The 26,215-nt window shown below is 61.9% G+C and carries 22 protein-coding genes; 17 read left to right on the top strand and 5 right to left on the bottom strand.

Features of this window, described 5'->3' with window-relative positions; genetic code table 11:
* Positions 1 to 59: 59 nt before the first annotated feature.
* The gene (locus ACOOFN_RS09475) at positions 60 to 1,076 is read right to left on the bottom strand and encodes an agmatine deiminase family protein (RefSeq protein WP_420430907.1); all 1,017 of its coding nucleotides are present in this window, start codon (positions 1,074 to 1,076) and stop codon (positions 60 to 62) included.
* Between the two features lie 112 nt (positions 1,077 to 1,188).
* Positions 1,189 to 4,401 (bottom strand): TonB-dependent receptor, encoded by a 3,213-nt coding sequence (locus tag ACOOFN_RS09470; RefSeq protein WP_420430906.1) that lies wholly within the window; start codon positions 4,399 to 4,401, stop codon positions 1,189 to 1,191.
* Positions 4,402 to 4,742: 341 nt separating this feature from the next.
* Between ACOOFN_RS09470 and ACOOFN_RS09465 the strand changes: the two genes are divergently transcribed.
* The 17 genes from ACOOFN_RS09465 (at position 4,743) to ACOOFN_RS09385 (ending at position 22,871) form a co-directional block, all read left to right on the top strand.
* The gene (locus ACOOFN_RS09465) at positions 4,743 to 6,293 is read left to right on the top strand and encodes an ArnT family glycosyltransferase (protein WP_420430905.1); all 1,551 of its coding nucleotides are present in this window, start codon (positions 4,743 to 4,745) and stop codon (positions 6,291 to 6,293) included.
* Positions 6,294 to 6,363: 70 nt separating this feature from the next.
* Positions 6,364 to 8,400 (top strand): type II secretion system secretin GspD, encoded by a 2,037-nt coding sequence (gene gspD / locus ACOOFN_RS09460; protein WP_420430904.1) that lies wholly within the window; start codon positions 6,364 to 6,366, stop codon positions 8,398 to 8,400.
* Positions 8,397 to 9,158 (top strand): prepilin peptidase, encoded by a 762-nt coding sequence (locus ACOOFN_RS09455; RefSeq protein ID WP_420430903.1) that lies wholly within the window; start codon positions 8,397 to 8,399, stop codon positions 9,156 to 9,158. The genes gspD and ACOOFN_RS09455 overlap by 4 nt, the downstream gene beginning before the upstream one ends.
* Before the next feature lie 13 nt (positions 9,159 to 9,171).
* On the top strand, positions 9,172 to 11,286 hold the full coding sequence (locus ACOOFN_RS09450; RefSeq protein ID WP_420430902.1) for a methyltransferase domain-containing protein: 2,115 nt from the start codon (positions 9,172 to 9,174) through the stop codon (positions 11,284 to 11,286).
* Positions 11,283 to 12,335: a rhamnan synthesis F family protein gene (locus ACOOFN_RS09445; protein ID WP_420430901.1), complete on the top strand. Its 1,053-nt coding sequence runs from the start codon at positions 11,283 to 11,285 to the stop codon at positions 12,333 to 12,335. Before ACOOFN_RS09450 ends, ACOOFN_RS09445 begins: the two co-directional genes overlap by 4 nt.
* Entirely contained in the window at positions 12,332 to 13,951 is a 1,620-nt protein-coding gene (locus tag ACOOFN_RS09440) for a GspE/PulE family protein (protein ID WP_420430900.1), read from the top strand. The genes ACOOFN_RS09445 and ACOOFN_RS09440 overlap by 4 nt, the downstream gene beginning before the upstream one ends.
* On the top strand, positions 13,951 to 15,147 hold the full coding sequence (locus ACOOFN_RS09435) for a type II secretion system F family protein (protein WP_420430899.1): 1,197 nt from the start codon (positions 13,951 to 13,953) through the stop codon (positions 15,145 to 15,147). The genes ACOOFN_RS09440 and ACOOFN_RS09435 overlap by 1 nt, the downstream gene beginning before the upstream one ends.
* Positions 15,148 to 15,157: 10 nt before the next feature.
* Positions 15,158 to 15,559, top strand: a complete 402-nt coding sequence (gene gspG / locus ACOOFN_RS09430; protein WP_420430898.1) for a type II secretion system major pseudopilin GspG — start codon at positions 15,158 to 15,160, stop codon at positions 15,557 to 15,559.
* Positions 15,531 to 16,004, top strand: a complete 474-nt coding sequence (locus ACOOFN_RS09425; RefSeq protein ID WP_420430897.1) for a GspH/FimT family pseudopilin — start codon at positions 15,531 to 15,533, stop codon at positions 16,002 to 16,004. The genes gspG and ACOOFN_RS09425 overlap by 29 nt, the downstream gene beginning before the upstream one ends.
* On the top strand, positions 15,991 to 16,329 hold the full coding sequence (locus ACOOFN_RS09420; RefSeq protein WP_420430896.1) for a PulJ/GspJ family protein: 339 nt from the start codon (positions 15,991 to 15,993) through the stop codon (positions 16,327 to 16,329). The genes ACOOFN_RS09425 and ACOOFN_RS09420 overlap by 14 nt, the downstream gene beginning before the upstream one ends.
* On the top strand, positions 16,326 to 16,964 hold the full coding sequence (locus ACOOFN_RS09415) for a prepilin-type N-terminal cleavage/methylation domain-containing protein (RefSeq protein ID WP_420430895.1): 639 nt from the start codon (positions 16,326 to 16,328) through the stop codon (positions 16,962 to 16,964). Before ACOOFN_RS09420 ends, ACOOFN_RS09415 begins: the two co-directional genes overlap by 4 nt.
* Positions 16,961 to 17,839, top strand: coding sequence for a general secretion pathway protein GspK (locus ACOOFN_RS09410; RefSeq protein WP_420430894.1), 879 nt, complete (start codon positions 16,961 to 16,963; stop codon positions 17,837 to 17,839). Before ACOOFN_RS09415 ends, ACOOFN_RS09410 begins: the two co-directional genes overlap by 4 nt.
* On the top strand, positions 17,836 to 18,858 hold the full coding sequence (locus ACOOFN_RS09405; protein ID WP_420430893.1) for a PilN domain-containing protein: 1,023 nt from the start codon (positions 17,836 to 17,838) through the stop codon (positions 18,856 to 18,858). The genes ACOOFN_RS09410 and ACOOFN_RS09405 overlap by 4 nt, the downstream gene beginning before the upstream one ends.
* Positions 18,855 to 19,340 (top strand): GspMb/PilO family protein, encoded by a 486-nt coding sequence (locus ACOOFN_RS09400; protein WP_420430892.1) that lies wholly within the window; start codon positions 18,855 to 18,857, stop codon positions 19,338 to 19,340. Before ACOOFN_RS09405 ends, ACOOFN_RS09400 begins: the two co-directional genes overlap by 4 nt.
* The gene (locus ACOOFN_RS09395) at positions 19,337 to 19,816 is read left to right on the top strand and encodes a hypothetical protein (protein WP_420430891.1); all 480 of its coding nucleotides are present in this window, start codon (positions 19,337 to 19,339) and stop codon (positions 19,814 to 19,816) included. The genes ACOOFN_RS09400 and ACOOFN_RS09395 overlap by 4 nt, the downstream gene beginning before the upstream one ends.
* A 143-nt stretch (positions 19,817 to 19,959) precedes the next feature.
* The gene (locus tag ACOOFN_RS09390) at positions 19,960 to 22,170 is read left to right on the top strand and encodes a reprolysin-like metallopeptidase (protein ID WP_420430890.1); all 2,211 of its coding nucleotides are present in this window, start codon (positions 19,960 to 19,962) and stop codon (positions 22,168 to 22,170) included.
* A gap of 11 nt (positions 22,171 to 22,181) precedes the next feature.
* On the top strand, positions 22,182 to 22,871 hold the full coding sequence (locus tag ACOOFN_RS09385) for a hypothetical protein (RefSeq protein ID WP_420430889.1): 690 nt from the start codon (positions 22,182 to 22,184) through the stop codon (positions 22,869 to 22,871).
* A gap of 16 nt (positions 22,872 to 22,887) precedes the next feature.
* Here the strand turns inward: ACOOFN_RS09385 and argC are convergent, their stop codons facing one another.
* From argC to ACOOFN_RS09370, 3 genes are read right to left on the bottom strand one after another with little or no spacing between them, the layout of a single operon-like run.
* Positions 22,888 to 23,811, bottom strand: a complete 924-nt coding sequence (argC, locus tag ACOOFN_RS09380) for an N-acetyl-gamma-glutamyl-phosphate reductase (RefSeq protein WP_420430888.1) — start codon at positions 23,809 to 23,811, stop codon at positions 22,888 to 22,890.
* Complete coding sequence (locus tag ACOOFN_RS09375; RefSeq protein ID WP_420430887.1) at positions 23,811 to 25,127, bottom strand: acetylglutamate kinase; 1,317 nt, start codon at positions 25,125 to 25,127, stop codon at positions 23,811 to 23,813. The genes argC and ACOOFN_RS09375 overlap by 1 nt, the downstream gene beginning before the upstream one ends.
* On the bottom strand, positions 25,124 to 26,137 hold the full coding sequence (locus tag ACOOFN_RS09370) for an N-acetylornithine carbamoyltransferase (protein ID WP_420430886.1): 1,014 nt from the start codon (positions 26,135 to 26,137) through the stop codon (positions 25,124 to 25,126). The genes ACOOFN_RS09375 and ACOOFN_RS09370 overlap by 4 nt, the downstream gene beginning before the upstream one ends.
* Positions 26,138 to 26,215 lie beyond the last annotated feature (78 nt).

The following is a 26,215-nucleotide window of genomic DNA, read 5'->3' as shown; positions in this document are numbered from 1 at the left end:
CGCTATTATACCAAGGGCCCGCATGCCCCTCCCCTCATCCCCGGCGGATGATGTCGGCCCTAAAGCATGCGGGGCAGATTGCAGGTGACGCAATGGAAGGCCCCGCCGCCCGACAGGATCGACCGCGCCGGACTGGTTAATATTGTCTTATCAACCAGCACGTCTTGCAAGGCCCGGGCCGCCAGATTCCCTCGTACCTCGTCGTAAACCGGCATCACGATCCGGTTTCCGGCGCTGACCCAGTTCATGTGTGACGCCGGCATCGGGGCCCCATCTGCGTCTTCAATCCGGCCAGGAGAGGGAATTTCGATCACTTCGAACCTGTTTCCGCCCGGCGTTTTCATCGCTTTCAGCTGGTCGCGGATCGCGATCAGCACATCGGCCTGGGGATCGTCATCTCCGCTCGGCGACTGGCAAACCACGACGCCGGGCGCCAGAAAACGGGCAATATTGTCCACATGTCCGTCAGTGTGGTCGAAATTCAACCCGTCCTCGATCCAGTAGACCGTCTCGACGCCCAGCGTTTCGCGAAGCAATCTCTCGACCTCTTTTTCCGACCTATCAGGGTTGCGGAACGGGCTCAGCACGCATTGACGTGTGGTCAGCACGCCGCCAGCCCCGTCGAATTCCAGCGCGCCACCCTCGCAGGTCAATTCGACTTCGCGCAACGGAACGCCCGCCAGATCGGCGATAATACCCGCAACATCGTCGTCACCGGGTAGTTCGTACTTGCCGCCCCACCCGTTGAAGCGGAATTGAACCGCTTCCATGCCGTGCGCCCCCATACGGAATACCGGACCAGTATCCCGCGCCCAGACATCGCCATAGACGGAGCGCAGAATGCGTGCCTTGCCGCCCAGCGCTGAATGGGCCGATTTCTCTGCCTGTTCGGTCGCGGCCAATACCGTTACCGGCTGCAGGGTTTCGCCTGCGCCAGTCAGCAGGTTCAGGAACGCTCCGAATTCGGCTTGTGCCGGTTCAAGGTTTTCTTCCCAAAGCGCCGCGTCTGCGGGCCAGCACGTGAATATCACGTCTTGCGGTGCGAATTCGTGCGGAATGGAAACAGGCTTTTTCATACGCGTCCGCTAGCACGCCGGTCACGTCCCTGCCAGCGCTTCCCGCAAAAGAAAAGGGGCGGCCCGTGAAGGCCGCCCCGATCCCGGTTCCAATCGGATCTTCTACGCGTTCCTAGAACTGGTAGCGGACGCCGAACTGGATTTGCCACAGCGAACGGCGGGAGACCCGGAACTCGTTCGAGTGCGGGATGCCACGCGCATCGTCGTAGGTGTAGGTACCGGCCGCACGATCAAACTCGTACAGCTCGACCACCGGCTGGAAGTACTCGTAACGGATGAGGTCGTAGCGGCCCCATTCATCGTTGAGCAAATTCCCGAAATTCTCGATATCCATGTAGAAGATACCGCGAGCTGCCTGCGGGAAGAAGGCCGGAATTTCCTGGCTCAGGCGGAGATCGAAGATGGTCGACCAATCCGTCGTGAAACCGTTCGCCGGAGCGATCTGGCCCGCATAGCGGATCAGACCGGTTTCCTGCAGGTAGCGGTTGAAGCCGTCAATGTCGAAGCCGGCAGTGTAGTTGATCCGCGGGTCCGACGTCATCGTGACCTGGCCATTGGCATCGGCCATCGGCACGTAGAACAGCGTGCCTTCATCATCCGCAGCGCGTTCGTTTATGCCGAACGGCGAGATGCGGCGATAGATGCGGCCCGGGCCTTCGCTGTAGCCATAGGTGTACGAGAATGGTCGGCCGGAACGGCGTTCCATGAACAGTTCCGCACGCGTCTCGTAGTCGCCGAAGAAGGCATGACGCCAGCCGAGACGGGCATTGATCTGGTGCTCAATCTCGTAGTTTGAACGGCGGTTCAGCGGGTTCTGGCGATCGAAGGTCGCATGGTCCGAATAGTTCGACGTGGCCGTCGAGGACGTACCCGGGTGCACTTCGTCAATGTCCTGGTTTGTGTAGTTCAGCCAGAAGGAGACGCCGTTATCGAATTCATTCTCCACCGAGTAGGAGAAGATTGTACCGGCACCACCCTCGACATTGCGCACCACGATGTCCTGGCGTCTGGTCGAGCAATCGTAGATCGGACGCTGGTCGACCGGCGATTGCGCAACCGGCGTGACGCAGGACGCGTCATACCAGAACGGTGAGTCTCGGCGTTCATCGAACAGGGCGTCGAAGGTGAACAGAAAACCTTCCACATCGCCGATGCGGAACTCGACGTCGGCACCCAGCGACGTCCGCCAAACGGACGGCACGTCGAAGTCAGGTGCCAGCGCATTGACGCTGCCATCGCCTGCCACCAGGCCGCTCGTGGCCGCCGTCGGGAGATTCACGGCATCAACATTGTTGATCGGACCGCCGAGGAAGATCGAGTCGATCGTCACGCCATCGTTCGAATAGCTGTTCGAGATCCAGACAGCCGGGCTGCCGCCGGAGAAGGCACCATAGCCACCGCGGAGCGTGATACCCGTGGTCTCGATCAGGCCGGCCGAGAATTGCCGATCCCAGTCATAGTTGAACGCGAAGCGCGGCATCCAGATGTCGAGACCGTCGATCGTCGTCGTGTTGCTGAAACCGTGACGCGCCGCGAACTGGGCGTTCGGCGTGATGTTGTTCGATGCCGAATACCGCTCGTAACGCAGACCGAAGATAAGGGTCAGCGCATCGCTCCAGGTCACTTCGTCCTGCAGATAGAAGGAGTTGATGGCGTAATCCCAGTTGGCTGCGCCATCATCCTCGTTATTGCTCACCGCGTTGTTATAGAACAGAGCCGATGCTGTGCGGTTTTGCAGGTCAGTGATCGAATCGAAGTCGTAGGTGCCTTCCGAACCCGGGACGAACAGGTTGAACGTCTGCTGGTCCCGGCGCTCGAAGCCCATCGAGAGCAGGTGGTCGCCGGCAACGTATTCGCCACGGACGAGGATCTGGGTCAGCTCGTTTTCAAGCGCGTTGGCGTGACGGAAGAAGTCCGGACCGACCGAGACCGTGCCGCCGGTCGGCGTGCGTATCTGGAAGTTCGCGAAGTCTGCACCGTCATACGAGTTCTGACCGGTCTGCTGCGTCGAGTATGAGTAGCGGAATTCGGTCGAGAAATTGTCTGTCCAGTCCGAAAGCACCTGAAGCGCGTAGGTTTCGGTTTGCTCTGCCCGGTTGTACCAGGTCGACGGGGTGCCAATGCTGGCGCCGTCATTGCGCTCCTGGGTCGAGGTGCCGTCATTCGAGTTATAGGTGAACTTGATGCGGTGATCTTCGTTCACGTTCCAGTCGAAGGTGACGAGGATCTTTTCGTCTTCGTTCGTCAGGTCCGCTTCGCTGAAATTGGTCAGGTCGAGACCGTAGACCGACTGCATGATGCCGAGGATCTGGTCAACTTCAGCCTGCGTGACGCGGCTTTCCGTGAACTGGGCCGCCGGGCCGCCAAGCGGCGCTTCGCCGAGTGGGTCGGTGCGGTCGAAGAGCTCGTACGAGACGAAAAAGAACAGCTGGTCCTCGATAATCGGTCCGCCCAGCGTGGCCGACCAGGTCGTTTCTTCGAAGTCAGCCGAGGTCAGATTGAGACCTTCCGTCGTATCGCCAACGAGGTCCTGGTTCGTCCAGAAATAAGCGAGCGAACCATGATACTCGTTCGTACCCGAGCGCGTCACGGCATTGAGCGTGCCGCCTGTGAAGCCGCTGAATTGAACGTCATACGGGGCGATTTCCAGTGACAGCGATTCGAGCGCGTCGATGGAGACCGGGCCGCGATTTTCCGATGGAAAGCCGGAAGAGTTGAGACCGAACAGGTCGTTCTGCGTGACGCCGTCAACGGTGAACGAGTTGTAGCGGTTGTTGGAGCCGGCAATCGACAGCGCGTCGCCATTTTCCGGATCGAGATTGGCAAAGCCGGAAATGCGGGCAAGGTCGCGCGGGTCGCGGCTGATCGACGGCAGGCCGTTGATATCATCGACGTTGAAAGTCGAGGACGGCCCGGTCGCCAGGCCGCCGAGGTTCAGAGCCGACGCCGTGACGACGATCACATCATCCACTGTGCCAGCAGAAAGCGTCACGGGAACGTCGACGAATTCGCCGGCTGCTGTGAACAGGCCCTCGACGCGCTCGCCGTTATAGCCCGGCGACGTCACGGTGATGGTGTAGGGGCCACCGACGCGCAGGCCCGTCGCGGTGAAGCGACCGGAGGCGCTGGTCACCGTCGAGGATGCCGTTCCGGTCGGCGTGTGGACGATAACGACGCTGGCGCCCTGCACCGGCGTACCGTCCTGCGCGACCACATTGCCGCGGATGTTCGACGTGATTTGCTGCGCGTACACAGCCGCCGGGGCTGCAACCGCAAACAGGGCGGCAGCCGCCGCGCTGTAGGAGAGCTTACGAGTGAATGACATGGTTCTTCCAATTTTCACGAGTCGACGAGCGGAGACGCTGAACGTCCCCCCGAGAGATCACGAGCGCGGATTACGGATTCCCGTCGAAGGTTCAATGACTCAATTGCAAAGCTTTTGTGACGGTCTCCGCAGGCGCTGATGCTGCGGCGCACAATGAGTCAAGCTCGAAGCCCCAGAATTTGTGTGCAGCACATTGGATAAACGCAGGATTTGCCATTTCTCGCATTTTCACGCGCTTTCCACATTTCGCGGAACACGCGACCATCGCCTGATCGGACACGCTGCGCATTTCGGCCGGAGTGAGGCTTGTATGTTACACTTTGGTCAGGCAGGAAGCTCGCATGTTGCGCCGATCCGCACCCGCCGAGTCGTTATCACCTCTGCAATGGGGGTGGATCGCCATTCTGGCTATCACCGGCTTCCGGCTGATAGCGCTCGCCTTCGCGCAGTTGCAGCTCTATCCGGATGAATCCCAGTACTGGGTCTGGTCGCGCGAATTTGACTGGGGTTATTTTTCCAAACCCCCGCTGATCGCTTGGGTCATCGCGACATCGACCGGGCTGTTGGGCGACACCGATTTTGCGATCCGGCTGCCCTCGATCCTGTTCCATGCCATGGGCGCGGCTTTTCTGATGTTCACGGCGAAAGACATCCGCGGCGGTTGGGCGGCCCTCTGGGCGCCGCTCGTCTATCTGACGCTGCCCGGCATCGGCATTTCCGGCCTGGTCATTTCCACAGACGCACTCCTGCTGCCGCTCCTGGCCGCGGCATTCTTCATGTTCTGGCGCCTGCGCTCGGGCGCCGGTTGGCTGACCGCTGTCGGCTTCGGCGTTTTTGCCGGACTCGCCTTCCTGGCAAAATACGCCGCGGTCTATTTTATCGTTGGATTGGGACTGGCGATCGCGTTCGATCCGCCGGCCCGCCGGGCCTTGCTCAGTCCAAGAGGCCTGGTCGCTGGATTGATACTGCTGGCGTTACTGGCACCCAATCTGGCCTGGAACGCCGCCAATGATTTTGCCACCGTCCAGCACACGGCCGCCAATGCAAACTGGCAGGGCCAATTATTCAATTTCGGCGAATTGCTTGATTTCATTGGCGGCCAGTTCGGGGTCTTCGGCCCGCTGCTGTTTCCGGCGCTCATTGCCGCTGTCTGGACCGCCTGGCGCCGCCGCACCGATCCGGATTGGCAGACGGCGCGCTTGCTGACATATTTCTGCATGCCGCCGCTTCTGGTCGTCGCGGGGCAGGCCTTCATCAGCCGAGCGCACGCCAATTGGGCCGCCTCCGCTTACGTTACCGGCACCCTGCTGGTTCTCATTCTTCTCTTGCAGGGGCCGGCCTGGCGCCGCGGCCTGCTGGCGGCCTCTGTTGTTACCGGCCTGGCGTTCTCGATTGGCGTTTCGAGCGTCGCCATCCAGCCCTCGATCGCCGGCAGTCATGACCTGACACGGGGCATCCGCCATCTGCGCGCCTGGCCGGAAACCGTGGCGGCCATTGCCGGTGCCGCTGATAATGGTGCCTATCAGGCGATCGTCTTCGACAACCGCAACGTCTTCCATCAGATGCAGCGCTATGGCGGAGACTGGGAGACGCCGATCCGGATGTGGCAGCGTTATGCTGCACCGCACAATCATGCCGAAGCCGTCTGGGCCCTCCAAGCTGACGCCGTGGGTCCTTTCCTCATCGTTTCCGGGCGGGAATTCGACCGTGAGCGCCTGACAGCCGATTTCGAGGGCGTGAACCGGCTGCGCGAAATTTCGATTTCGACAGGCGGACATGCCGACCGGCGTTTCGTTCTGTATGAGGCAACCGGATATCAACGCATTCCCCGTACGGCTGACTACGAAGCGGTGCAGGCCGCCGCAGATGCAGCCCGCTCCAGCACCGATTGAGCGGAAACGCTTTGCATGCAGACGCTGCAACGGTTTAACTAGCGTCATGCGAATATGAAGGGTTGCGTGTATGGCAGGGATGAATTGGGTCCGCGGATTGGGCATCGCCATTCTGGCGGCCAGTCTCGCCGGCTGCGCGACATCGCAATCGCCGTCCGTCAGATCGGTCGGATCGGACAGCCCGTTATCACGCCTTCCCGACACCAACCCGGCCACCAACATCGGTGAGACAAGGGCAACCGGTAGCGCAACCATCCAGGGCGCCGGCGCCGACCAGGGCCTTCAGGAGCAAGTCGTCTATGGTGACGGGCCGCGCCTGCGGAATGGCAATCTGCAGGCCGACACGCTACCGGGTGGTGCCTTCACGGTGAATTTTGCCGATGCCCGGGTCGACGAAGCCGCCCAGACCATTTTCGGCGACCTGCTTGACGAACCCTATTCGATAGACCCCCGGGTTCAGGGAAGGATCACGGTAAACACGCCCCGGCCATTGTCGCGCGACGGCCTGCTGGCGCTCTTCGAGGCCAGCCTGTCTGTCAACAATGCGGCATTGGTGTCGACCGGCGGCGTCTATCGCGTCATGCCGGCCGGAGAAGCCCAGACGGCCGGCCTCGCCCGCATCGCCGGCGCCAATCAGCCGGGCTGGGGCGTGACCGCGGTACCGCTCGAATTCATCTCAGCAAATGAATTGCGCACCCTGATGGAATCCGTGGTGACCCGACCGGGCGCATTGCGTGCCGACGCCGCGCGCAACATGCTGCTGATTGTCGGCTCCGCGCCGGAACGCCGAAACGCAGCGGCAGCAGCACAGGCTTTCGATGTCGACTGGATGGCCGGCATGTCCGTCGCGTTGATCCCGCTCGCCAATGCCAGTGCAGAAGACGTGATCGGCGAAGTCCGCGCAATCTATGCTTCGGCACCGGATGGTTCGACCGGCGCGCTCCGCCTGCAGGATGTCGAACGGCTCAATGCCATTCTCGCGATTGCGCCAAGCCGCGCCCTGCTCGATCAGGCGCGTGGCTGGATTTCCCGGCTCGACATCGGCGGCGCCGACGGATCCACATTGCGAACCTACTTTCTCGAGAACGGAGAAGCCGAGGAAACCGCGGCTTTGCTCAACGAGTTGCTCGGCGATGGTGCCCTCGGCGGTGTCGCGCCCGATCTGGAGGCCGGCACCGCTTCGTCCCGCAGATCCGGAAACCGCGGCAATGGCGGCATCAGGGTTATCGCCGATACGATCAACAACGCCATTCTCGTACTCGCCGAACCGTCGGGGCAGGCGCTCGTCGAGCGGGCGCTCGAAGCCATTGACCGCACACCGTCCCAGGTCGTGATCGAAGCGGTAATCGCCGAAGTGACCCTGAACGACACATTGCGATACGGCGTCCAGTTCTTTTTCGAGGGCGATGGCGTTGATGGCATCGGCGACGATTTGCGCGGTGGTTTCGGCGTCGGCGGATTTGATGCCGACGGCACATTCCCGGGCTTCAACATGATCCTCGAGACCGGGGGAAATGCCCGCGCCGCGCTGGACGCGCTGTCCAGCGTGACCGACCTGACGGTCGTGTCCTCGCCAACCGTGCTGGTGCGCGACAATGCGACCGCCAACTTCCAGGTTGGCGATGAGGTGCCGATCGTCACCCGCCAGTCGAATTCCGTGGTCAATCCGGACTCGCCGGTCGTCAATAGCGTCGAATTCCGCGATACCGGCGTCCTGCTGACCGTCACGCCGCGCGTGTCCTCGACCGGCATGGTCACTCTGGACATCGAGCAGGAAGTTTCCAACGTCGCCAGCGGTACCGCCAGCACGTTGACGCCGACGATATCCACTCGCTCGCTCTCAACCACGGTATCCATTCGTTCCGGACAAACGGTCATTCTCGGCGGTCTCATCGATGAGAGCCGCGATTCCGCCCGCGACGGTATTCCCGGGCTGGCGCGCGTACCGGTGCTCGGCAATGTGTTCGGCCAGACATCCGTGACCACGTCTCGCACCGAGCTATTGATTTTCCTGACACCGCGGGTCATCGAAACCGATGAGGAAGCCGCTGCCGTGACCAACCAAATACGGCGCCGGATGGAACTCCTCGCCCCTGAAACCAATTGATCGTTTCTTTTCTCGACGTTTTCCTGATTGCCGCCGGCCCCTTCATTGGCAGCTTTGTCACGGCCTCGTCCAGGACCTGGCCCGATTGGGGCCGCATCACCAATGGGCGGTCGACCTGCGACGCTTGCCACCGCCGATTGCCGCCATGGGAGCTCGTTCCGGTCATCAGCTTTGTGGTTCAGAGGGGACGCTGTTCAGCCTGCGGCGCGAGCATCCCGATCGTGCATCCGATCGGAGAGATTTGCGCGCTGGCGATTGCCATTGTCGCAGTGATCGCCTTCGACGGCGCAACGACGCTGGCGGCCGCGCTTTTCGGATGGGTGTTGCTGTTTGGTGCTTTGGTCGACCTGCGCACCTTCCTGCTCCCGGATATCGTCACGCTCGGCCTGATCCCGGCCGGGTTCGGAATGGCCTATATCGGGGGCGGCCGGGAAGCGCTTGTCCTTGCGGCCATCGCTGCCGTGGCCGGCTTTGCCAGCCTGGCACTGATCGCCTGGATCTATCGTCGCCTTCGCGGACGTGACGGGCTTGGGATCGGAGACGCCAAACTCCTGGCAGCCGGTGGCGCCTGGGCCGGGCCTATTGCCTTGCCGTGGATCGTTGCGATCGGCGCGGGCGCGACGCTGCTTATTGTCGTGATTGGTCATTTTCTCGGCCGCAAGGCCGATGCCGAAACGGCGGTTCCGCTAGGGCCCGGTCTCGCAGCAGGCTGTTTTCTGGCCTATTCTTTGCCTGATCTCGTCCAAGCAACTGTGTGATAAGGTTTTTCTCGTGTTCAATCGTCACGCTCTCCAGATCGGTCCCAGCCGGTCGCGCACGCCGGAAAAGGCGAGCCTTTGGGCTGAGCCCTGGATGGTCTGGCGCGAGAATGGCTGGCGCGAACTGACCTGCCCGGCCTGTCATGATACGCATCTGATGGCCAAGCGACTTGACGCCAATCCGCCATTCAAGCCGCGTGAGCGCTATGCGCTCTTCCAGTGCGCAGCGTGCGGTACCTTGCATTATCCCGATACAGAGGTTTTCGAATACGAAAGCCGGAAGGATGCTGACCTCGCCAGGAAATTCTATCTCGAGGTCGGGGCGGGGCTCGATGCGATGATCGCCCCACTGGCCTGGACCGGGACGAGTAATGTCGAGAAATTTCTCGAAGTCGGTGGCGGCTATGGTTTTTCAGTCGATTTCGCAGCCCGCGAGCTCGGTTGGACGGCCGCCAATATTGATCCCTCTTTTCTCGCCCGAACGGGCGCAGCGGATCTCGGTCACGATCACGTTTCGGCCTATCTGCAACCGGATCACCGGCTGGCCGACGGATCTTTCGATCGGGTGCTGTCCTCGGAAGTCATTGAACACGTCAAGGATCCCGACCCCTTCCTTGATGCGCTTGGCGCCGCACTCGCTCCTGAAGGCATACTCCTGCTGACGACGCCGAATGCGGCGGTCGTCACGGCCGATGCGAGCCTCGATCAGCTGTTGCCAGTCGTCACGGCCGGCCATCATGTGGTGATCTATTCCGCAAAGGGCCTCGAAGCTGCCCTCAAGCGCGCGGGCTACACCCAGGTCGAGGTTCAGGAGAGCGGCCCGACACTTCAGGCAGCCGCATCGCGGACGGCATTCGACGTTGATTTCGAAGCCCGGCCCGACAGGTCCCGACTACAGTCTTATCTGGCCGATCGCCTGGACGCACTGGGATCCGATCCCGCACTGTTTACCGGGTTCGCAGTGCGGCTTTTGAAGGAATACGTGCACACGGCGCAATGGGACGCTGCCGAAGCAGTGCGCCGGCAGATCCAGCAACGCTGGCTGCGCGATTACGGACTCGACCTTGATACTCCCGGCGGACTGGAGCCCCATTTCGTCAGAACCGAAAAGGGCGGACGGCGCCGCATCCGAAATTTTGCCGCGCATCACCCGTTCTCACTCGCCATAGCACTGTATTATGCCGCCTGCGTCGATCGCGAAGCCGGCAAGACCGAGCATTCAGTGGCAGCTTTTGGCGCGGCCGCGCGAATCGCCACGACATTGCAGACCGTTTTCTCGGCAATGTACGCCGCCTGTCGTGAGACCGAGAATCTCGGCATCCGAAGCCGGTTGGCGGCTGCAGATCTCGGAGCTGACAAGGACCCTGCAGCATCGGTTCGCCAGCTGCGTACAGTTTTCGGAATCATCGACGCCGACCTTGAACCGGAATGGTTCCGCATCGCCTGCCGCGTTTATGCGGCCGGCACGTTGACGGGGCGCGCCAGCAAGGTCGCGGCGATCGAACCCGCGGTACGCGGCCACCTCGAGAACTGTCTGGAAGCCGGTGCGGGACTGACACCTGGCGAAGGCTATGCGGCGGCAGGACTTGCCAGCCGGCTTGCAGAAAACGGCCAGAAGCAACAAGCCAGGCGCTGGCTCCGGCTTGCCGCGCAAGCCATGCCGGACCCGCGCGAGAAAGCGGTTTTCACCCACAGGTCAGAGGCGCTCGACGATACCGAAGAGGACTTGGGTCGGGCGCTGATCGACGCCGTCAATCAACAGGACGAACCCACAGCGCGGCACGTCGCTGAACGCATTGTCAGCAATGCTGACCGGTCCGACATCACCAGTCCGGTCGCCTTTGCCCTCGGCCTGTTCCATCTCAACATGGCCCCCGACCCGTTGGAGGCGATGTCGTGGTTTGGCGTTGCGGCTGAAAAGTCTGCCGACGATGACAGGACGAAGGCATTGTTGCACCAGGCCATCGCGGCCGAGAGGCTGCCAGCGGATGATCGCAGGCGCGTTTTGCCCAACTTGCTGTCACAATTGCAAAAAGAGCCGCCTCATGATCCACTTTTGGGGTCGCAGATCGGCGAATTGACAGCTAGGTATAGCGCGCAATCTGGGACGAGGGAGGCTGCAGGTTGAGCTGGCGCCGTTATTTTCGCTGGATGAAATGGCCATGGCGCTGGGTATTCGATCAGCGCGAGCGCAAGGATTATATCGCGCAGGCTACATCTTGGTTGATCGCGACGGCGGTGGGACCACGATCAATGGTGCGCCAGACATGGGCCGGCACTGAAGATCTGTCGGCTGCCTCCGATGTCGCGGTCTTGGTGACCTGGGATACCAGAGGCCGGATTCATGACTTCCTGATCGAGCACATGAAGTCGCTCAAAGCGGCAGGGCGCGCTGTAATCCTGGTATCGAACAGCCCGGAATTTCCCGAAAGCGAGATCGAGAAGGCGCGCCCTCACTGCGCCCTCATCGCCTGGCGCCGCAATCGCGGATACGATTTTGGCGCCTATCGAGACGGCATCTTGCTGGTGCCGGATTACGACAGGCTGCAGTCACTGATCGTGATCAATGACAGCATCTACGGCGCCTTCCAGCCTCTCGCCCCTTTGATCGACCGGGCTGGTCCCGGACGGGCCGATGTCTGGGGCATGACCGACAGTTGGGATACGCGCTGGCATTTGCAGAGCTATTTTCTCCTGTTCCACAAGGCCGCCCTGCAACACGATTGGGTCAAATCGCTGTGGCGGAACTGGAAACAGGTCCAGTCCAAGTCCTGGATCATAAACCGTCTGGAGATAGGGCTCACAGGGCGACTTGAGAAACACGGATTGCGATGTGCCGCGCTATACCCCTATCGGGAACAGGTGGCAGCGTTCGCCAATACTGTGCGCGACGGCAAAATGCTTGCGGATGAAAGCTTGCCCAAGAAGCACCGGAAACTGCTGGCGCGGATGCTGGAATTCGCAGATGCCGGCGCACCCATGAATCCCTGCCACTTCTTCTGGGACCAGCTCATCTTGCAAGGCTTCCCGTATTTGAAGCGTGAGGTACTCACCTCCAATCCCATCGGCATGCCCCGGCTCTACGAATGGAGCGAAGTCGTCGCCGACAACAGCGAGTACGATCCCGACCTCATTGTTCGGCACCTGCGTGCCATATCGAAAAACCGGGTGATATGATGCGCGCCCAGGACAACAGCTGGATCGAAACGATCGCCGGCTTGTCCGAGGCCGATATTGCCCGTGCCAAGCGCTTGGCATCGGAAACCGGTGAACGCTTGCCGCGGGCCCTGAAAAGACTGGGCGCAGCCTCCGACCTTGCGATTGCTGAAGCCCTGGCGACCGCCACCGGTCTGTCACGCATCGCCGCGTCGAAATTTCCCGATCAACCGATTGAAGCCGGCGGTATCTCTTCGCAATTTCTGCAGGATGCGATCGCATTGCCTGTGGCCGAGAGCGACGTTCACATTGCGCTGGCGGTGGCCGATCCGACCGATCCGGCCGCAGCGGAAGGCGTCCGCCTCGCAACCGGCAAGTCTGTCGAACTCCATGTTGCGGCTTTCACGGATATCGAGACGGCCCTGGGCCGCCTTTACGGCGAGAGCGGCCCGGCCGCCGAAATGCTCGACGAGAGCTTTGGCGACGGCGAGGAACTCAAGGACTTGGCCAGCGAGGCCCCCGTCGTTCGGCTCGTCAACGAATTGTTCGCCGATGCTCTCAAATCGCGTGCCTCCGACATCCATATCGAACCGTTTCGCGACCGCTTGCGGATCCGATTCCGGATCGATGGTGTGCTGCATGAGCGCCCGTCACCGAAGCCCGGCCTTGCCCGGCTCGTCACAAGCCGCGTGAAAATCCTGGCAAATCTGGACATTGCCGAACGGCGCCGGCCGCAGGACGGACGCGCACGGGTCACGATCGCCGGGCGGGCCCTCGATTTGCGCATCGCAACCGCACCCACTGCGCATGGCGAGAGTGTCACGATCCGGTTGCTCGAAGACCGGGATACCGAGGTCAAGCTTGACGAATTGGGATTGTCGCCGGCGCAACGCGAACATCTGACCGCGCATCTCAACGCGCCCTATGGACTGATCCTCGTCACGGGTCCGACGGGATCCGGCAAGACCACCACGCTGGCTGGCGCGCTCGACCAGCTCAACACGACCGATCGAAAACTGATCTCGATCGAAGATCCGATTGAATACCAGATCGAGGGTGTGAACCAGATCGCGGTAAACGCACCGATCGGACTCAACTTTGCCAGCGTGCTCCGCTCGGTCCTGCGTCACGATCCGGACGTCATCGTCGTCGGCGAGCTGCGCGACGGCGAAACCGCCGAGATCGCGGTCAATGCCGCGCTGACCGGCCACCTCGTCCTGGCCACCGTTCACACCAACACGGCATCCGGCGCGGCGCCGCGGCTGATCGATATGGGCGTTGATCCGGCCTTGCTGCGTTCAACCCTGCGCTTGTCGTTGGCCCAGCGCCTCGTGCGTCAGCTTTGCCCCGACTGCAAGACGCCGGATACGCCGCCGGCCGGCCTGAAGGCCGCATGGAAGGCCGTGGGTTGCGAGACATGCGCGCAAACCGGTTATCGCGGGCGCATCGGCGTTTTCGAATTTGTCGACATGAAGGACGACCTGTCAGACATCCTCAAACCCGGCGTAGCCGCGTCGGAAATCGAGAAGCTGGCGCGAAAGAAGAAAATGCCATCCATCCAGGATGACGCAAAAATGAAAATTGAAAGCGGGTTGACCAGCAGGGCTGAAGTCGATCGCGTTCTCGGTGTGATCTGATGGCGTGGTTCGCAGTCCGCGCCATCCGGCCGGATGGCGGCGAGGAAACCATCCGCATTGAAGCCGCGGACAAGACCGCAGCGGCGGCCACGATTTCGGCGCGCGGGCTCACACCGATACGCATACAGACAGCGCGCGACACGACGGCGCCCCGACCTTCCGGCGGTTCCGCGAAACTGGCGACGCGCATTGCCCGCGAGCTGTCTGTTCTGATTGCCGCTGGATTGAGCATCGAACCCGCGCTGGCCGCATTGTCTCGGCATGCCGCGGAGAAAAAACTCAAAGCGGCTGCCGACGCGCTTCTGGCGGATGTTCGAAGCGGGGCCTCCTTGTCGGAAGCGTTCGCGAAACGGCCGGAGCTTTTCCCGGCACCTTTCCCGGAGATCGCCGAGGCCGGCGAGGCCGGCGGCGCGTTGGGCCGAGCCCTGGGCGAGCTCGCCGATGCGCGCGAACGACGGCAGGCGGTCGAGGCCTCCATACGCGGCGCCCTTGTCTACCCCGCCTTCCTGCTTGTGTTGGCGACGGTCGCCGTGTCCGGCCTCCTCGTCTTCGTCGTGCCACGCTTTGAAAGCCTGTTCGATCAGATCGGACGGGACATTCCGGCACAGGCGGCCTTCGTGTTCGGCCTGTCGCGCACTCTGGCGACGTTCGGCCCCTTTCTCCTGATTGCCATCGTAGCCTTGGTACTGGCCGTGCAGTTCGCGCTCAGGCGGCCCGCCCTCCGTGAAGCCGTTGACCGGCGTCTGCTCCATCTGCCGGTGATCGGAAATGCCAGCCGGACCATGATCGCCGCCCGCTTCTGTCGCGTCTTGGCATTACTGTTGCGCAATGGCCTGTCGGCGGTTCCGGCGCTGCGGCTCGCGTCGCGCGCAGCCGGGAATTTGTGGGCCGTGCGCCGGTTGTCTGAAGCCCTGGCAGAAGTCCGCACCGGCAGAGCTTTCGCTGAACGCGTTGAAGCGTCCGACGTATTGCCGCCACTGGCGGCGGAGCTCCTCTCGGTCGGCGAAGAAACCGGCGAGCTGGGTATGGCAGCCGAACGCCTGGCAACTTTCTACGAAACGCGCTTCGAGCAGAATGCGCGGCTTGTGTCGCGCATCATCGAACCCGCCGTCATAGTGCTGGCCGGCATTGCCATTGGCATCGTGATCGTTTCGATACTGTCTGCTATGGTGAGCATCAACGATGTCGGGCTTTAAGAGGCGCAGAATGGCGAATACGAGGCTGAAGGAACACGACAGTCGCGGCGGCTACTCGCTGACGGAAATCATCGTCGTGCTGGTCATCCTCGGATTGCTGGTGGCACTTGTTGGCCCACAGCTCTTCCGCTTCGTCGGCCGGGCGAACACCGACACCGCGTCGGCCCAGCTAGAGAGCATTACCACCCAACTCAATTTCTACCGGCTCGAAAACGGTGATTATCCCGAAAGTGCCGAGGGCCTGTCCGTTCTTGTCATGGAAGAGGGCCGCGGCGTGCCGAATGACCCCTGGGGCCAGCCGTATGTGTACGAGTATCTCGGCATTGGCCAGGCCCGCATCGGCACGTATGGCCGCGATGGTGAGGAAGGCGGCGAAGGTGAGGATGCAGACATCTTCCGCACGCTTCAATAGCGGCAAGGGCTATACCCTCACCGAATTGCTTGTAGTGCTCGTCGTGCTCGGTTTGGCGATCGCGTTGACCGCACCCGCGCTGTTCCGGTCGACGCCACAAAGCCGGCTCTCGATCGCGATGGACCGTCTCGAGCAAGCCGCTCGCACAGCTCGTACCGAAGCACGCCTGACCGGGCAGGACACGCTTCTGACGATCGATCTGGAAGAGCGAACGCTGACGCTCTTGCCGTCGGACAACATATTCCGGCTCGATCCCGGTATCGAGATAACGGCCACGGTGGCAGAGCGGGAACTCGACGGCAATCTGGCCGGCATTCGTTTTTTCCCGGACGGCGCGACGACCGGCGGCACAATCCTGTTGGCACTTGCCGACCGGCGTGCGGCCGTGCGTGTCAGCTGGCTTACCGGGGCAGTCGAGGAGGTCGATGCCGATGAAATCGACTAGCCGTGGCTTCACCCTGGTCGAAACAGTGATCGCCATGGCGCTCGCCAGCGTGGGCTTGGCGTCTGTCTACCAGGTCTATGCTTCGGCCGCTGACTCGGAGCGTGCGGCCAACGAAGCCGCGGCCGCCGTTCGCCTCGCGGAAACACTGCGTCCTGCTGCGCAAGGCGGCGAAGGCGAGACCGCTGGCTTCAACTGGACAGTAACGACGCGTCCTTCACCGGACTACGAGGGATTGGAAACGGTTCACATTCGCCTCACAGCCGGGTCCGGACGAAATTATGAAATTCGCTTTGATCGCCCGGCCGTGCAGGGGGGTGGCGAATGAGGCGTGGCTTTACCCTTGCCGAGCTCTTGATTGCGCTTGCACTTACAGCGCTTGCGATCGCGATCATGTCCGAAGGCGTGCGCCGGACGATCGAGTTCCAGGAACGGCTCGAAACCGTGCGAAACGAGCGCGATACACTGCTCGCCGTCGCTGGTGCCATTCGCAGCCGGATCGAGCATCTGGTGCCGGCCGTCCGGCCCGGCGATCCCGCAGACGCCTCGCCGCAAGCGCTGTTTTCCGGTGATGCCCGAAGCATGACCTTCATCGCAGCTGATCCCGGCTATCCCTCGCGCGCCGGGCTATACGAATACAGACTGGAATTGATCGCAACGGATGACGATACCAACAATGGCAACACTGGTGTCCTTCGATTGTCGCGCCGGCCGATCGCTAATCTGGCTGATTTTTCGGCCGCCACCGGTACGGCGTTTCAGAGCTGGGACCTGCCCCTTCCCGGCGAACTCGCCTTTCGTTATGGCCGTTCACCGTCACAGCTGCAGCCGGACTGGACTGAGGCCGCCGGCTTTCCCGGATTTGTCGCGATGGTATCGGAAACCGCCGATCTTCCCGTCATGCTGACCAGCCTGCCGCGTCAGGCGCCCGCGCAAGATCCCGATATGGAAGCGCGGCAATGAGCGAACGGCGCGGCATAGCCTTGCTGATCGTCGTCGCCCTGCTCGGCGCGCTATCGGTGACCGCCGCAATGGCGGCGCTGTCGGCCCGCATCTCGACATCGCATGCTTTCGCTGACCTCGAGCGGTTGCAGCTTGAGGCTGCAATCGACAGCGCTGTCGCCCGCACGGCAGCCCGCCTTTCGTACGACGAGCTGGACTGGTTTGCAGACGGACGTCTCTACGAAATGCGCGTCGATGACATCACGGTCCGGATTCGCGCGATCGCCGAGAGCGGACGGTTCGATCTCAACCAGGGAGATGTTCCAGTGCTGGCGGCGCTTCTCGAAGCACGCGGCGTATCGTCAATCTCTGCAAGGCGCATAGCCGGCGCCGTTACCGATTGGCGCGACGGGGACGATGTGGTTGCGGAGAGTGGTGCCGAAGCCGCCGCCTATCGCGCCGAGGGCTTACCCGCTCCCGGAAATCGGCCTTTCCTGGCCGTTGCGGAGTTTCGCAATGTGCTGGGCGTCGACGAGGCCATCTACGAGGCCGTCGAGCCCTATCTCACTGTCCATGGCGGCGAAGCGATTGCAGTCAATCTGGCGCCGCCCGCGCTCATCGAGGCAGCAGGGATTTCCGCTGGAGATGCGCGAAGGATTCTTGCCGCGCGTCGTCGCAACCGGCCGCCTCCCACGCTCGATAACGGCATCGAAACCCAGCCCGGACAGCCTGGCATCTACGCATTTTACATCGAGGCAGAAGCACCCAATCGGGCCCAGCGCGCCCGCCAGGTCATTGTCAGCCTGCCCGGCGAGACAAGCTTGTATGATACACTTTCCCGGCATAGCCATGTCATGGGATATGCGGATTTCCTCGACCCGGAGCCGGAGAATTGACGTCATTTTTGGACCCAGTCCTGCGCAGTCTCGCTGCATGGCGTGAAACCGTCGACAGCGCGGCAGCCGATCTGCCCGGCATTGGCAGCCTCTTTGCCCGCAAATGGCGTGTGCTGCGATATGATGCCACCGGTATCCGTTATACAAACAGCGAGGGCGAAAGCGTCGAGATCCCGGTGCAGGAGGATGCTACGGCTGCGCGCACGGAAATCGCGCGACTTGGCCGCAAGGGCCCGCTCGTGCTTCGTTTAGCCGGACCGCTCGGTTTTCGCCGCACCGCCAGTTTCCCGTCCGCAGCGCGCCGCCATCTCGATGAAGCCATCGAGCTGGCTCTTCCGCGCCTTTCGCCGCTTCCGCCAGCAGATATCGTGTTCGCGGCCGACAATAGCCAGATCGAGGAATCAGACGACCGGATTGCCGTACCCGTGTCGATCGTGCGTCGTGCTGCGCTCGATACCGCACTGACCCGCGCGGCGGAATTCGGCCTTTCACCGGCAGCTGTAGATCTTGAGAACGGCGATCCACTGGCCCCACCGGCAATCGATTTGCGTGAAGGACGAACCACACCGTCAGCCGGGCGTTCAGCCTTTGCTTTGATGGCAGGTCTCAGCTTGGTTCTGGTCGTCGTCATTGCGGGACTGATTGCTGATCAGAAATTTCGCCTCGATCCAAGACTACAATCAGCGCAACGCCCAGCGAGTCTCGAAGCGCGTCTTCAGGCGGCTATCGAACATGCTGATGCCAAGGCGCGTGCCGGGTCCGCCGTCATCGCCTTATCCGATTTGAGCCGCCGGCTTCCGGACGGAGCATACGTCACAAGCTTTGCCTATGAAGACGGCACCGTTTCCATCACCGGTCTTGCCTGGGATGCCGCCGCAGCCTTGCGCGCACTCGATGGGGCACCCGAATTCATCGACGCGACATTCGACGGCGCCACGGTGCGCGACGAAGAATCCGGTCGGGAGCGCTTTCAGTTGAGCGCACGCCACCGGCTCGATCGCCGGGAGCCCGGCTCATGACCTCGCCTGTCCAACGTCATTCGGCCCTGGCTTTGGCCATTCTCATCCCACTGATTCTGATGGTCTGGCTTGCGGTGACAGTTGCGGACTGGATGCAGACCCGCTCGGATATCGCACAGGCCGAGGCCGAACGCGTGCTGCCGCCAGCTGCCGATCCGGCCCGATATCTGACGCCGGGCGAGAATTTCGCGATTGCCAGTTCAAATCTCCAGAGCCGGGTCACCGCTGCAGCGCGCGACGTCGGTGTGACCGCAAGCCGCGTGCAGATTGACCCGCAAACCGGCGACAATGGACTTGTAATGATGCTCGACTTCCAGGCTGAAGGAGAGCTCGACGACCTGGCACAATTGCTTCACGCGCTCGAAGCCGGCTTGCCGGCACTGATCGTCGAGCAAGTCAGGCTGACACCCATCCGCCGGTCTTCCCGATTGCAGCTTTCCGCGACTGTCAGGGCGCGACGCGAACCGGGTAGCGGATCATGAACCGCCGGCTCGTCCTCCTCCTCGGCGCAGCTGGCATACTGGCCATACTGCTGGTGATGCGGCAGTTCGTCTGGGTCGCGGATGACGGAATAGTCAGGCCGGCAGCCCCGCCGCAAGTCGTCGCCATAAGACAGGAATCGGGACAGTTTCTCCCTGATTTTCCTGCATTCGACGCGATTGCCGACAGGCCCTTGTTCCGGGCCGACCGGCGACCGCCTCCAGTTCCCGAATCCCCTCTGATCGAAACGCCGCCTACAACTCAACAAGGCGGCAGCGAACCAGGCTTCATCGTGGTCGGGATCGGCACCAATGAAAACGGCGGTGTGGCCACGATCCGGACCAATACCGAGACTCGCCGCGCTTATGTCGGAGACCGGATAGACGGATGGCGAATAGAGGCCGTCAACCGCGCGTCCATCGAGGTCTCTAATGGCGAAACCAGCTACCGGCTCTTCATTGGCGAAGATACCGAATGACCGCGCTCCTGCGCGCTTGCAGCGGAAATGAAATCATCCTGATCGGCACCGCGTCGAAGCGTTGCAGGCCATTGGTTTCTCGCTATGCTCCCGGCCAGCTGGGAACTGGCCGCCAACGTGGGCGGACATCGAGGAGTATGAGTATGTTGAAGTCCATCATCGCAGCATTCGGCTTGTCGGTGACCCTGACCTCCATGGCTGTCGCAGAAGACATGTTCCGCGGTGTGCAGACCCTCGCCTATTCTGATGGCCCGTCGAATGAAATCCGGTTCGCCAGTCTTTCACCGGACGCGATGACAATGAATGCCGGCGAGAGCATCGAGCTCAATTTCGGTGCAGGCTATGTCGCCGAGCTCGACCGGATCGACGAACAGGCGCTTGGCGCCCGTACATGGATCGGTCGGCTGGCTGGCGGCGATATTGCTGACCGCGTCATCATTTCGGAATTGAACGGCATCACGTTTGGACGGATCGCAACGCCGCAGGGAGTCTGGGAGATCGTGCCGCATCGTGACGGCGGTCATCGAATTTTCCGGCACCCCGATTCTGCAAGGCTTGAGCCCTGGGGCGAGGATGCAATCGTGCCGTCCGCAAGCTCAATCGTTTCTCATTTCGGTGAAGGCGAGGTCGATTTCGCGCCCGGCACGACAGCTGAAGCGGTTGCGATTGGTGCCAATGGCACCATCGATATCGCGGTCGTTTACTCGCAAAGCATGGTCGATCTCTGGGGCATCGCCCTCGGTGGTCGGATCCAGTATCTTGTCGCACTGCTCGATCAGGCTCTGATCGACAGCGACACGGGTCTGCGCGCGCGGGTGGTTCACATGAGTGCCGTCAATGCCAGCGAAACGGCCAGCAATGAGGATACGCTTTACGATCTTCAGGACGGCGCAGGCAATGGCACAGCTTCCGACAATCTGCCAAGCGGGGTCGGACAGGATTTCAGTGCGCTTTCCGGCATCCGTGATGCGGTTGGCGCAGATCTCGTCGCACTCGTCCGGCGCCATTATCGCGGGTCAGGAGCCGTGGATCGCTCCGGTTCGGGTTGCGGCATCGCGTTCGTCAATGGCGGCACGCAAGATTCCATCAGCGCATCCGATGCACCCAATGGCGTTTCGGTGATCAGCGATTTCGTTGACGGCAATGACACCAATTTGGGCAATGGCTATTCATTCTGTTCAGCCTACACGTTGGCGCACGAAATCGGCCATAATCTTGGTTTTGCACACAATCTTGAGGATACCACAGCGGGAGCCGGCGTTCGCGACTTCGCACACGGCCACCGCGTCGATTGTGAGTTCCGGACGATCATGGCGTACGGATCGGATGGAAGCGTCGATTGCCCTGGGGCGGGATCGAACGAAGACGAAGTTCCCTATTTCTCCAATCCGGACATTACGCTCTGCCCGAATGGCGCCGCCTGCGGCATTGCAGCCCCCGCGCCTGTCGGTACGCAACCGGCGGCTGACAATCAGGATCCGGCTGACAATGCCCGTGCCGCAAGGGAAGAGAGCCTGAATGTTACGGGTTTCCGCGCCGAGGCGCCGCGTATTCGCTCGTCGATTCTGCCTATCACCCGATCGGTCCAGAATGGCGAGACCGCGTCGGCTTTTGCAACGCTGATCAATCCGGCCTCGTCGGGTTCGACGGCCACCGGCTGCGGATTGCGTCTGGCAGGGTCGGATGCTTCAACCTTCACTTACCAGACCACGGATTCCGGCAACGCGCTGACCGGATCTGCGAACACGCCTGTTGATATCGCAGCGGGCGCGAGCCAGACATTTGCCATCGGCGTGACATCTGCAGACACGTTCGACAACAATACCAACGCGGTCGGCAGTGTCGTGCCGAGCGGCAATGACGAGCGGGACTTGTTCATCGAGGCCTTCTGCGAAAACCGGCGGTCGGACGAATTCGTTGTCGGGTTGAATTCGCTGACATTCATTTCATCCGCAACGGACGTGGCCGACATCATTGCCCTGGCCGCAACCGTCAATAATGACGGATGGATCGACGTGCCGACCACCGGCAACATGGTCGGCGTGGCATCGGTCGCTGTTACAAATATCGGACAGGGCGCCTTCATCACGGCCTCGGCCGACACTGGTGGACGGTCGCTGGAAATCCAGGAGATCGAGTTGTGCGGCACCGACGCCAGCGGCGCCTGCGTGACATCAAGATCAAACAGTGTGAACGCGGTTCTCAATACCAATGCCACAGCCACCTTTGCGGTCTTTGTGCGCGGAAACGGAAACGCCATGCCGGCCGATCCGTCGACAAACCGCATCTTTATAAGGTTTAATGAGGGCTCGCTGCCGCGTGGGGCAACCAGCGTGGCCATTCGCACGCAATAAGGAGCGACGTCATGAGGCCCTCCCTGCCGCTGCTGACGCTTTCTGTTTCGGCGTTTTCTTTGATGGCCGCGTCCGCCGGCGCGGAGATCACGGTCGATCAGACGGACAACCAGTGGGAAGTCACGGCCGATGGCGATGCGCTGTCGGATGTCCTCGCGGCGTTGCGTGACGAAGCAGGCTTCCGCCTTGTGGGCGCCGATCGGTTGGTGGACGACAGGCCCGTCACGGCCGATCTGACGGGCGAACTCGGCGATATCCTTGGCCGCCTGCTGGCAGGTTATGACTACGCACTCGTTTACGGTGACTCGCCGGAAACAGCGGGCCAGTTGCAGCGTTTGGTTCTCCTGTCAGGTCGCAGTGGCGAGGGGCCGGATGAAAGCCAGCGCGTGCGCATGGAACGCATGTCCGACGGCATCTCCGAAGAAGATGGAGCACGTGTCAGCGACATGCTGCAACGGCAGGTCCAGCCGCTGATCGAGGCCGAGAACGGCGCTGACGCCGATGAAAGCGACTCCAGCGACGAAACGGCCATAGCGGCAGCAGACCCCGCAACGACGCCGTCCCCGGCCACAGGTTCGGACGATGATTACGAACTCGATCCGGAAACGCAGGCTGCGCTGGCTGAAGCCACACGCCGCGCGCAACAGGACTTGCAGGCACTGGTCAATGCCTTGCGGGCCGCCGAAGACAACGACAACTAGGCTGCGTATTTCGCGGCTAGACGTATTCCGGCAGGCCAAACGCCAGTGAGAGATTCTGCAGTGCCTGAACAGCTGCACCCTTCTGCAGATTGTCGAGCGCCGATACGAGGGCCAGCTGACAGCCATCTTCGGACAGCGACCAGCCACCGACCAGCGCACCGGGTCTGGCGGAGATCATGGCCGGTTCCGGCACGTCCGTCGTAAGCGCAACCAGCGGCTCGTTGTGATAGGCGGCCGTATAGCGCTCCCGCACGGACTCCGCTGACATCGGCGATTTCAGTTCCATCTGCACCGTCGTCGACAGACCGCTGAAGAAGGCGGCAACGTGGGGTGAAAACCGCACACCAACACCGAGATGCTGTGCCATCTCGCGCTCATGAATATGGCCTGTCAGAGCATAGGGCATCAGATTGTCGGCAAGCGCCTCGGCATCGTTCTTGCGCGATGGCGTGGTGCCGGCCCCCGAATATCCGGACACGCCGAAAACATGCGCAGGACCGTCGAGCGCGTCGCGCATCGGTGCGATCGCCAATTGCCCGCACGTCGCATAGCAGCCCGGATTCGCAATGCGCTTTGCGCCACGTATCGGGCCTCGGCCGTAGATTTCCGGCAGCCCGTAAACCCAGTCCTCATTGAAGCGGTAATCGGCTGACAGATCGACAATCACGGTGCGCGCATCGATCGCCGCGATATAAGGCGCAGCCGCTCCATTGGGCAAGGCAAGGATCACCGCATCAAGCTTTGCGTCACGCAGGTCCTCGGGCGTAACGGCCGCAAAGGCCAGCTCGGTCGCGAGCTCGGGAGCCGTTTCGCGTACCTTTCGTCCTGCCAGTTCGCGCGAACTCGCCAATGCGAGGACGAGATCGTCCCGCCGCGACAGCAGGCGCAGTATTTCCCGGCCGGTGTGGCCCCGCCCCCCGATCAGTCCAATCCGCACCATCAGACCGCGCGCCCCAGCGTCTCTGGCAAAGCCGCTACGCGCTGCACCAGGGCCGGAACGCGACCGAGATCGGTTTCGCCGCGCCAGAAAACGGTCCATTGCCCGGTCTTGGCGGCGCCGTCGCACTCCTGGAAATAGAAGCTGTTTACCGGATTTGCGGTCTTCGAGCGCCAGTACAATTGTGGCGCATGATCGACAAGCGCCTGCCAGACCGCGCGGGCGAGTCCTTCGCCGCGTGCCTCTTCAAGCACGGCAAACTTGTCGAGATAGGCAACATCGTCCAGGCGCGTAAGCAAGGCCGCGGCCCGGTAGTTTTCCGTCACGAACAGCCGTTCGAACGCCACGGTGTCACGGTAGCCGGCGACTGGCGGCCGTCCGAACGATTCAGTAATCAGGCTTTCCAGACGGTCCCAGTCAAGGTCAGCACGGCGGGCGATCGTCAACAGTCGCTCGCCGCGCCGGACCAGCGTGCCGGCGCCTGCATGTGTGAATAATTCCTGGGTCAATGCGCCCGGTGATGTGATCGACACCGAACTGGTTAGCGGCAGGTCATCGAGCAGGGCCTGTATCTGGTCGATCTTCACCCGCATGCCGCCGGTGATCCAGTCGGCCGACATCAGCCGGTCCCGATCGCTCGCCAGATTCAGCGTGGAAATGATCTCCCCCTTGTCGTCGAGCAGACCGCCGGTCTCGGTCAGGAAGATGACCTTGTAGGGCTGCAACGCCTTGACCAGTGCCGCCACGGCATGATCGGCATTGATATTCACCAGCTTGCCGTCGCCGGTCTCGCCCAGACAGGCAAGTACCGGAATTTCACCGCCGCGGACAGCCGCCTCGACAAGGCCGAGTGAGACACCGGAAGGCTCGCCGACGCGCCCATAGACGGATTCGTCGAGGCACTCCGCCATGAACACGCCTGTCGGGACACTCGCCGCCTGTCCGCCGCAGGCGCGGATGGCGTCGACAATGGCGATATTGGCCGCGCTCAGGGCTTGCCGGATAACCGGAATGGCTTTTTCGGGTGTCACCCGCAGCCCATCCACCCTGTCGGTGGCAATTCCGGCGTCTGACAGCGCAGTATCGAGTTGCGGTCCGCCGCCATGTACGACGATCGGTGACAGCCCAACCGTTTGCAGGAAGGCCAGCGCCGATGCCAGCCCGTCAATATCGTCGCGGATCACCGCGCCACCGACCTTGACCACGGCAAAGCGCGACTGATCGAGCCGCGCAAACCGGTTCAGGTAATCCCGCACTTCCTTGCCATCGCGCATATGCGACAACAGCTGGACGATGGTTTCCCGGGTCGCATCGGTCATCCGCAACCGTCCATGTCGCGCGACAGCGCTTCCATCATTGCCTTCTGCACATGCAGCCGGTTCTCGGCCTCTTCGATTCCGAGGAACGCCGGTGAATCCACCACTGCGTCGGCTATCTTCACGTTCCGCCGCATCGGCAGGCAATGGCTCACGACAGCTTTGTCGGTCATCGCCAGCTTCGCTTCGTCCACCATGAATCCGGCACCTTTTGCGCGGTAGGGCGCTTCATTCTCCCACTGGCCATAGAAGGGCAATGCACCCCAGCTCTTGGCATACACGACATGGGCACCGGAATAGGCCGCCTTGATGTCGGTTTTGACGTCGAACCGCGTTCCGTGGCGGGCGCATTCCTGTTCCGCCGCTGACATGTAGCGCTCGTCCAGACGATAGGCCTCGTCGGGCACGAGCATCCGCACATTCATGCCGAACTTGGAGGCGATCAGCACCGCCGAATTGGCTACGGCAGTGTTCAGGGGCCTCGGATGCGGGACCCAGGTCAGAAGAAAGGTTTTCTGTTCCACCGAACCCAGCCGCTCCTGCAGCGCCAGCATCAATGCCAGCTCCTGACAGGGATGGACGATCGTTTCCATGTTGATCACCGGCACGCTGGCATGGCGCGCAAACGCGGTGATCAGCGGATCCTCACGCTCGGCTGTCCAGTCTTCGAACTTTGGAAAGCAACGGATCGCGATCATGTCGACATAACGCGACAGCACACGCGCCGCCTCGACGACATGCTCCTCGGCATCGCCGTCCATGACCGTGCCCTCGATCATTTCCATCGGCCATGTTCCGGCTCGCGCATCGAGCACGACCGGATGTCCACCCAATTGAGCAATTCCGATGTCGAAGGACGATCGGGTCCGTAGCGACGGGTTGAAGAAGACCAGCGCAACCGACTTGCCACTCAGCGCCGAACTGGACGCGCCGGCTTTCAATGCCCGGGCCCGGTCGAGGACGTGCTGGAGTTCGTCCTGGTGCCAGTCTTCGGTCGTGAGGAAATGCCGCATTGTCCAGTTGTCCCATGCAAAAAGCCCGGCTCGACGAGCCGGGCTTTCTTAGCACTTGCGGCTGGTCATGAAAGCCGC

It is taken from the genome of Hyphobacterium sp., assembly GCF_965217055.1.
Lineage (GTDB): Bacteria > Pseudomonadota > Alphaproteobacteria > Caulobacterales > Maricaulaceae > Hyphobacterium.
The sequence above is the reverse complement of the archived record's forward strand: the minus strand, read 5'-3'. Positions and strand labels throughout refer to the sequence as shown.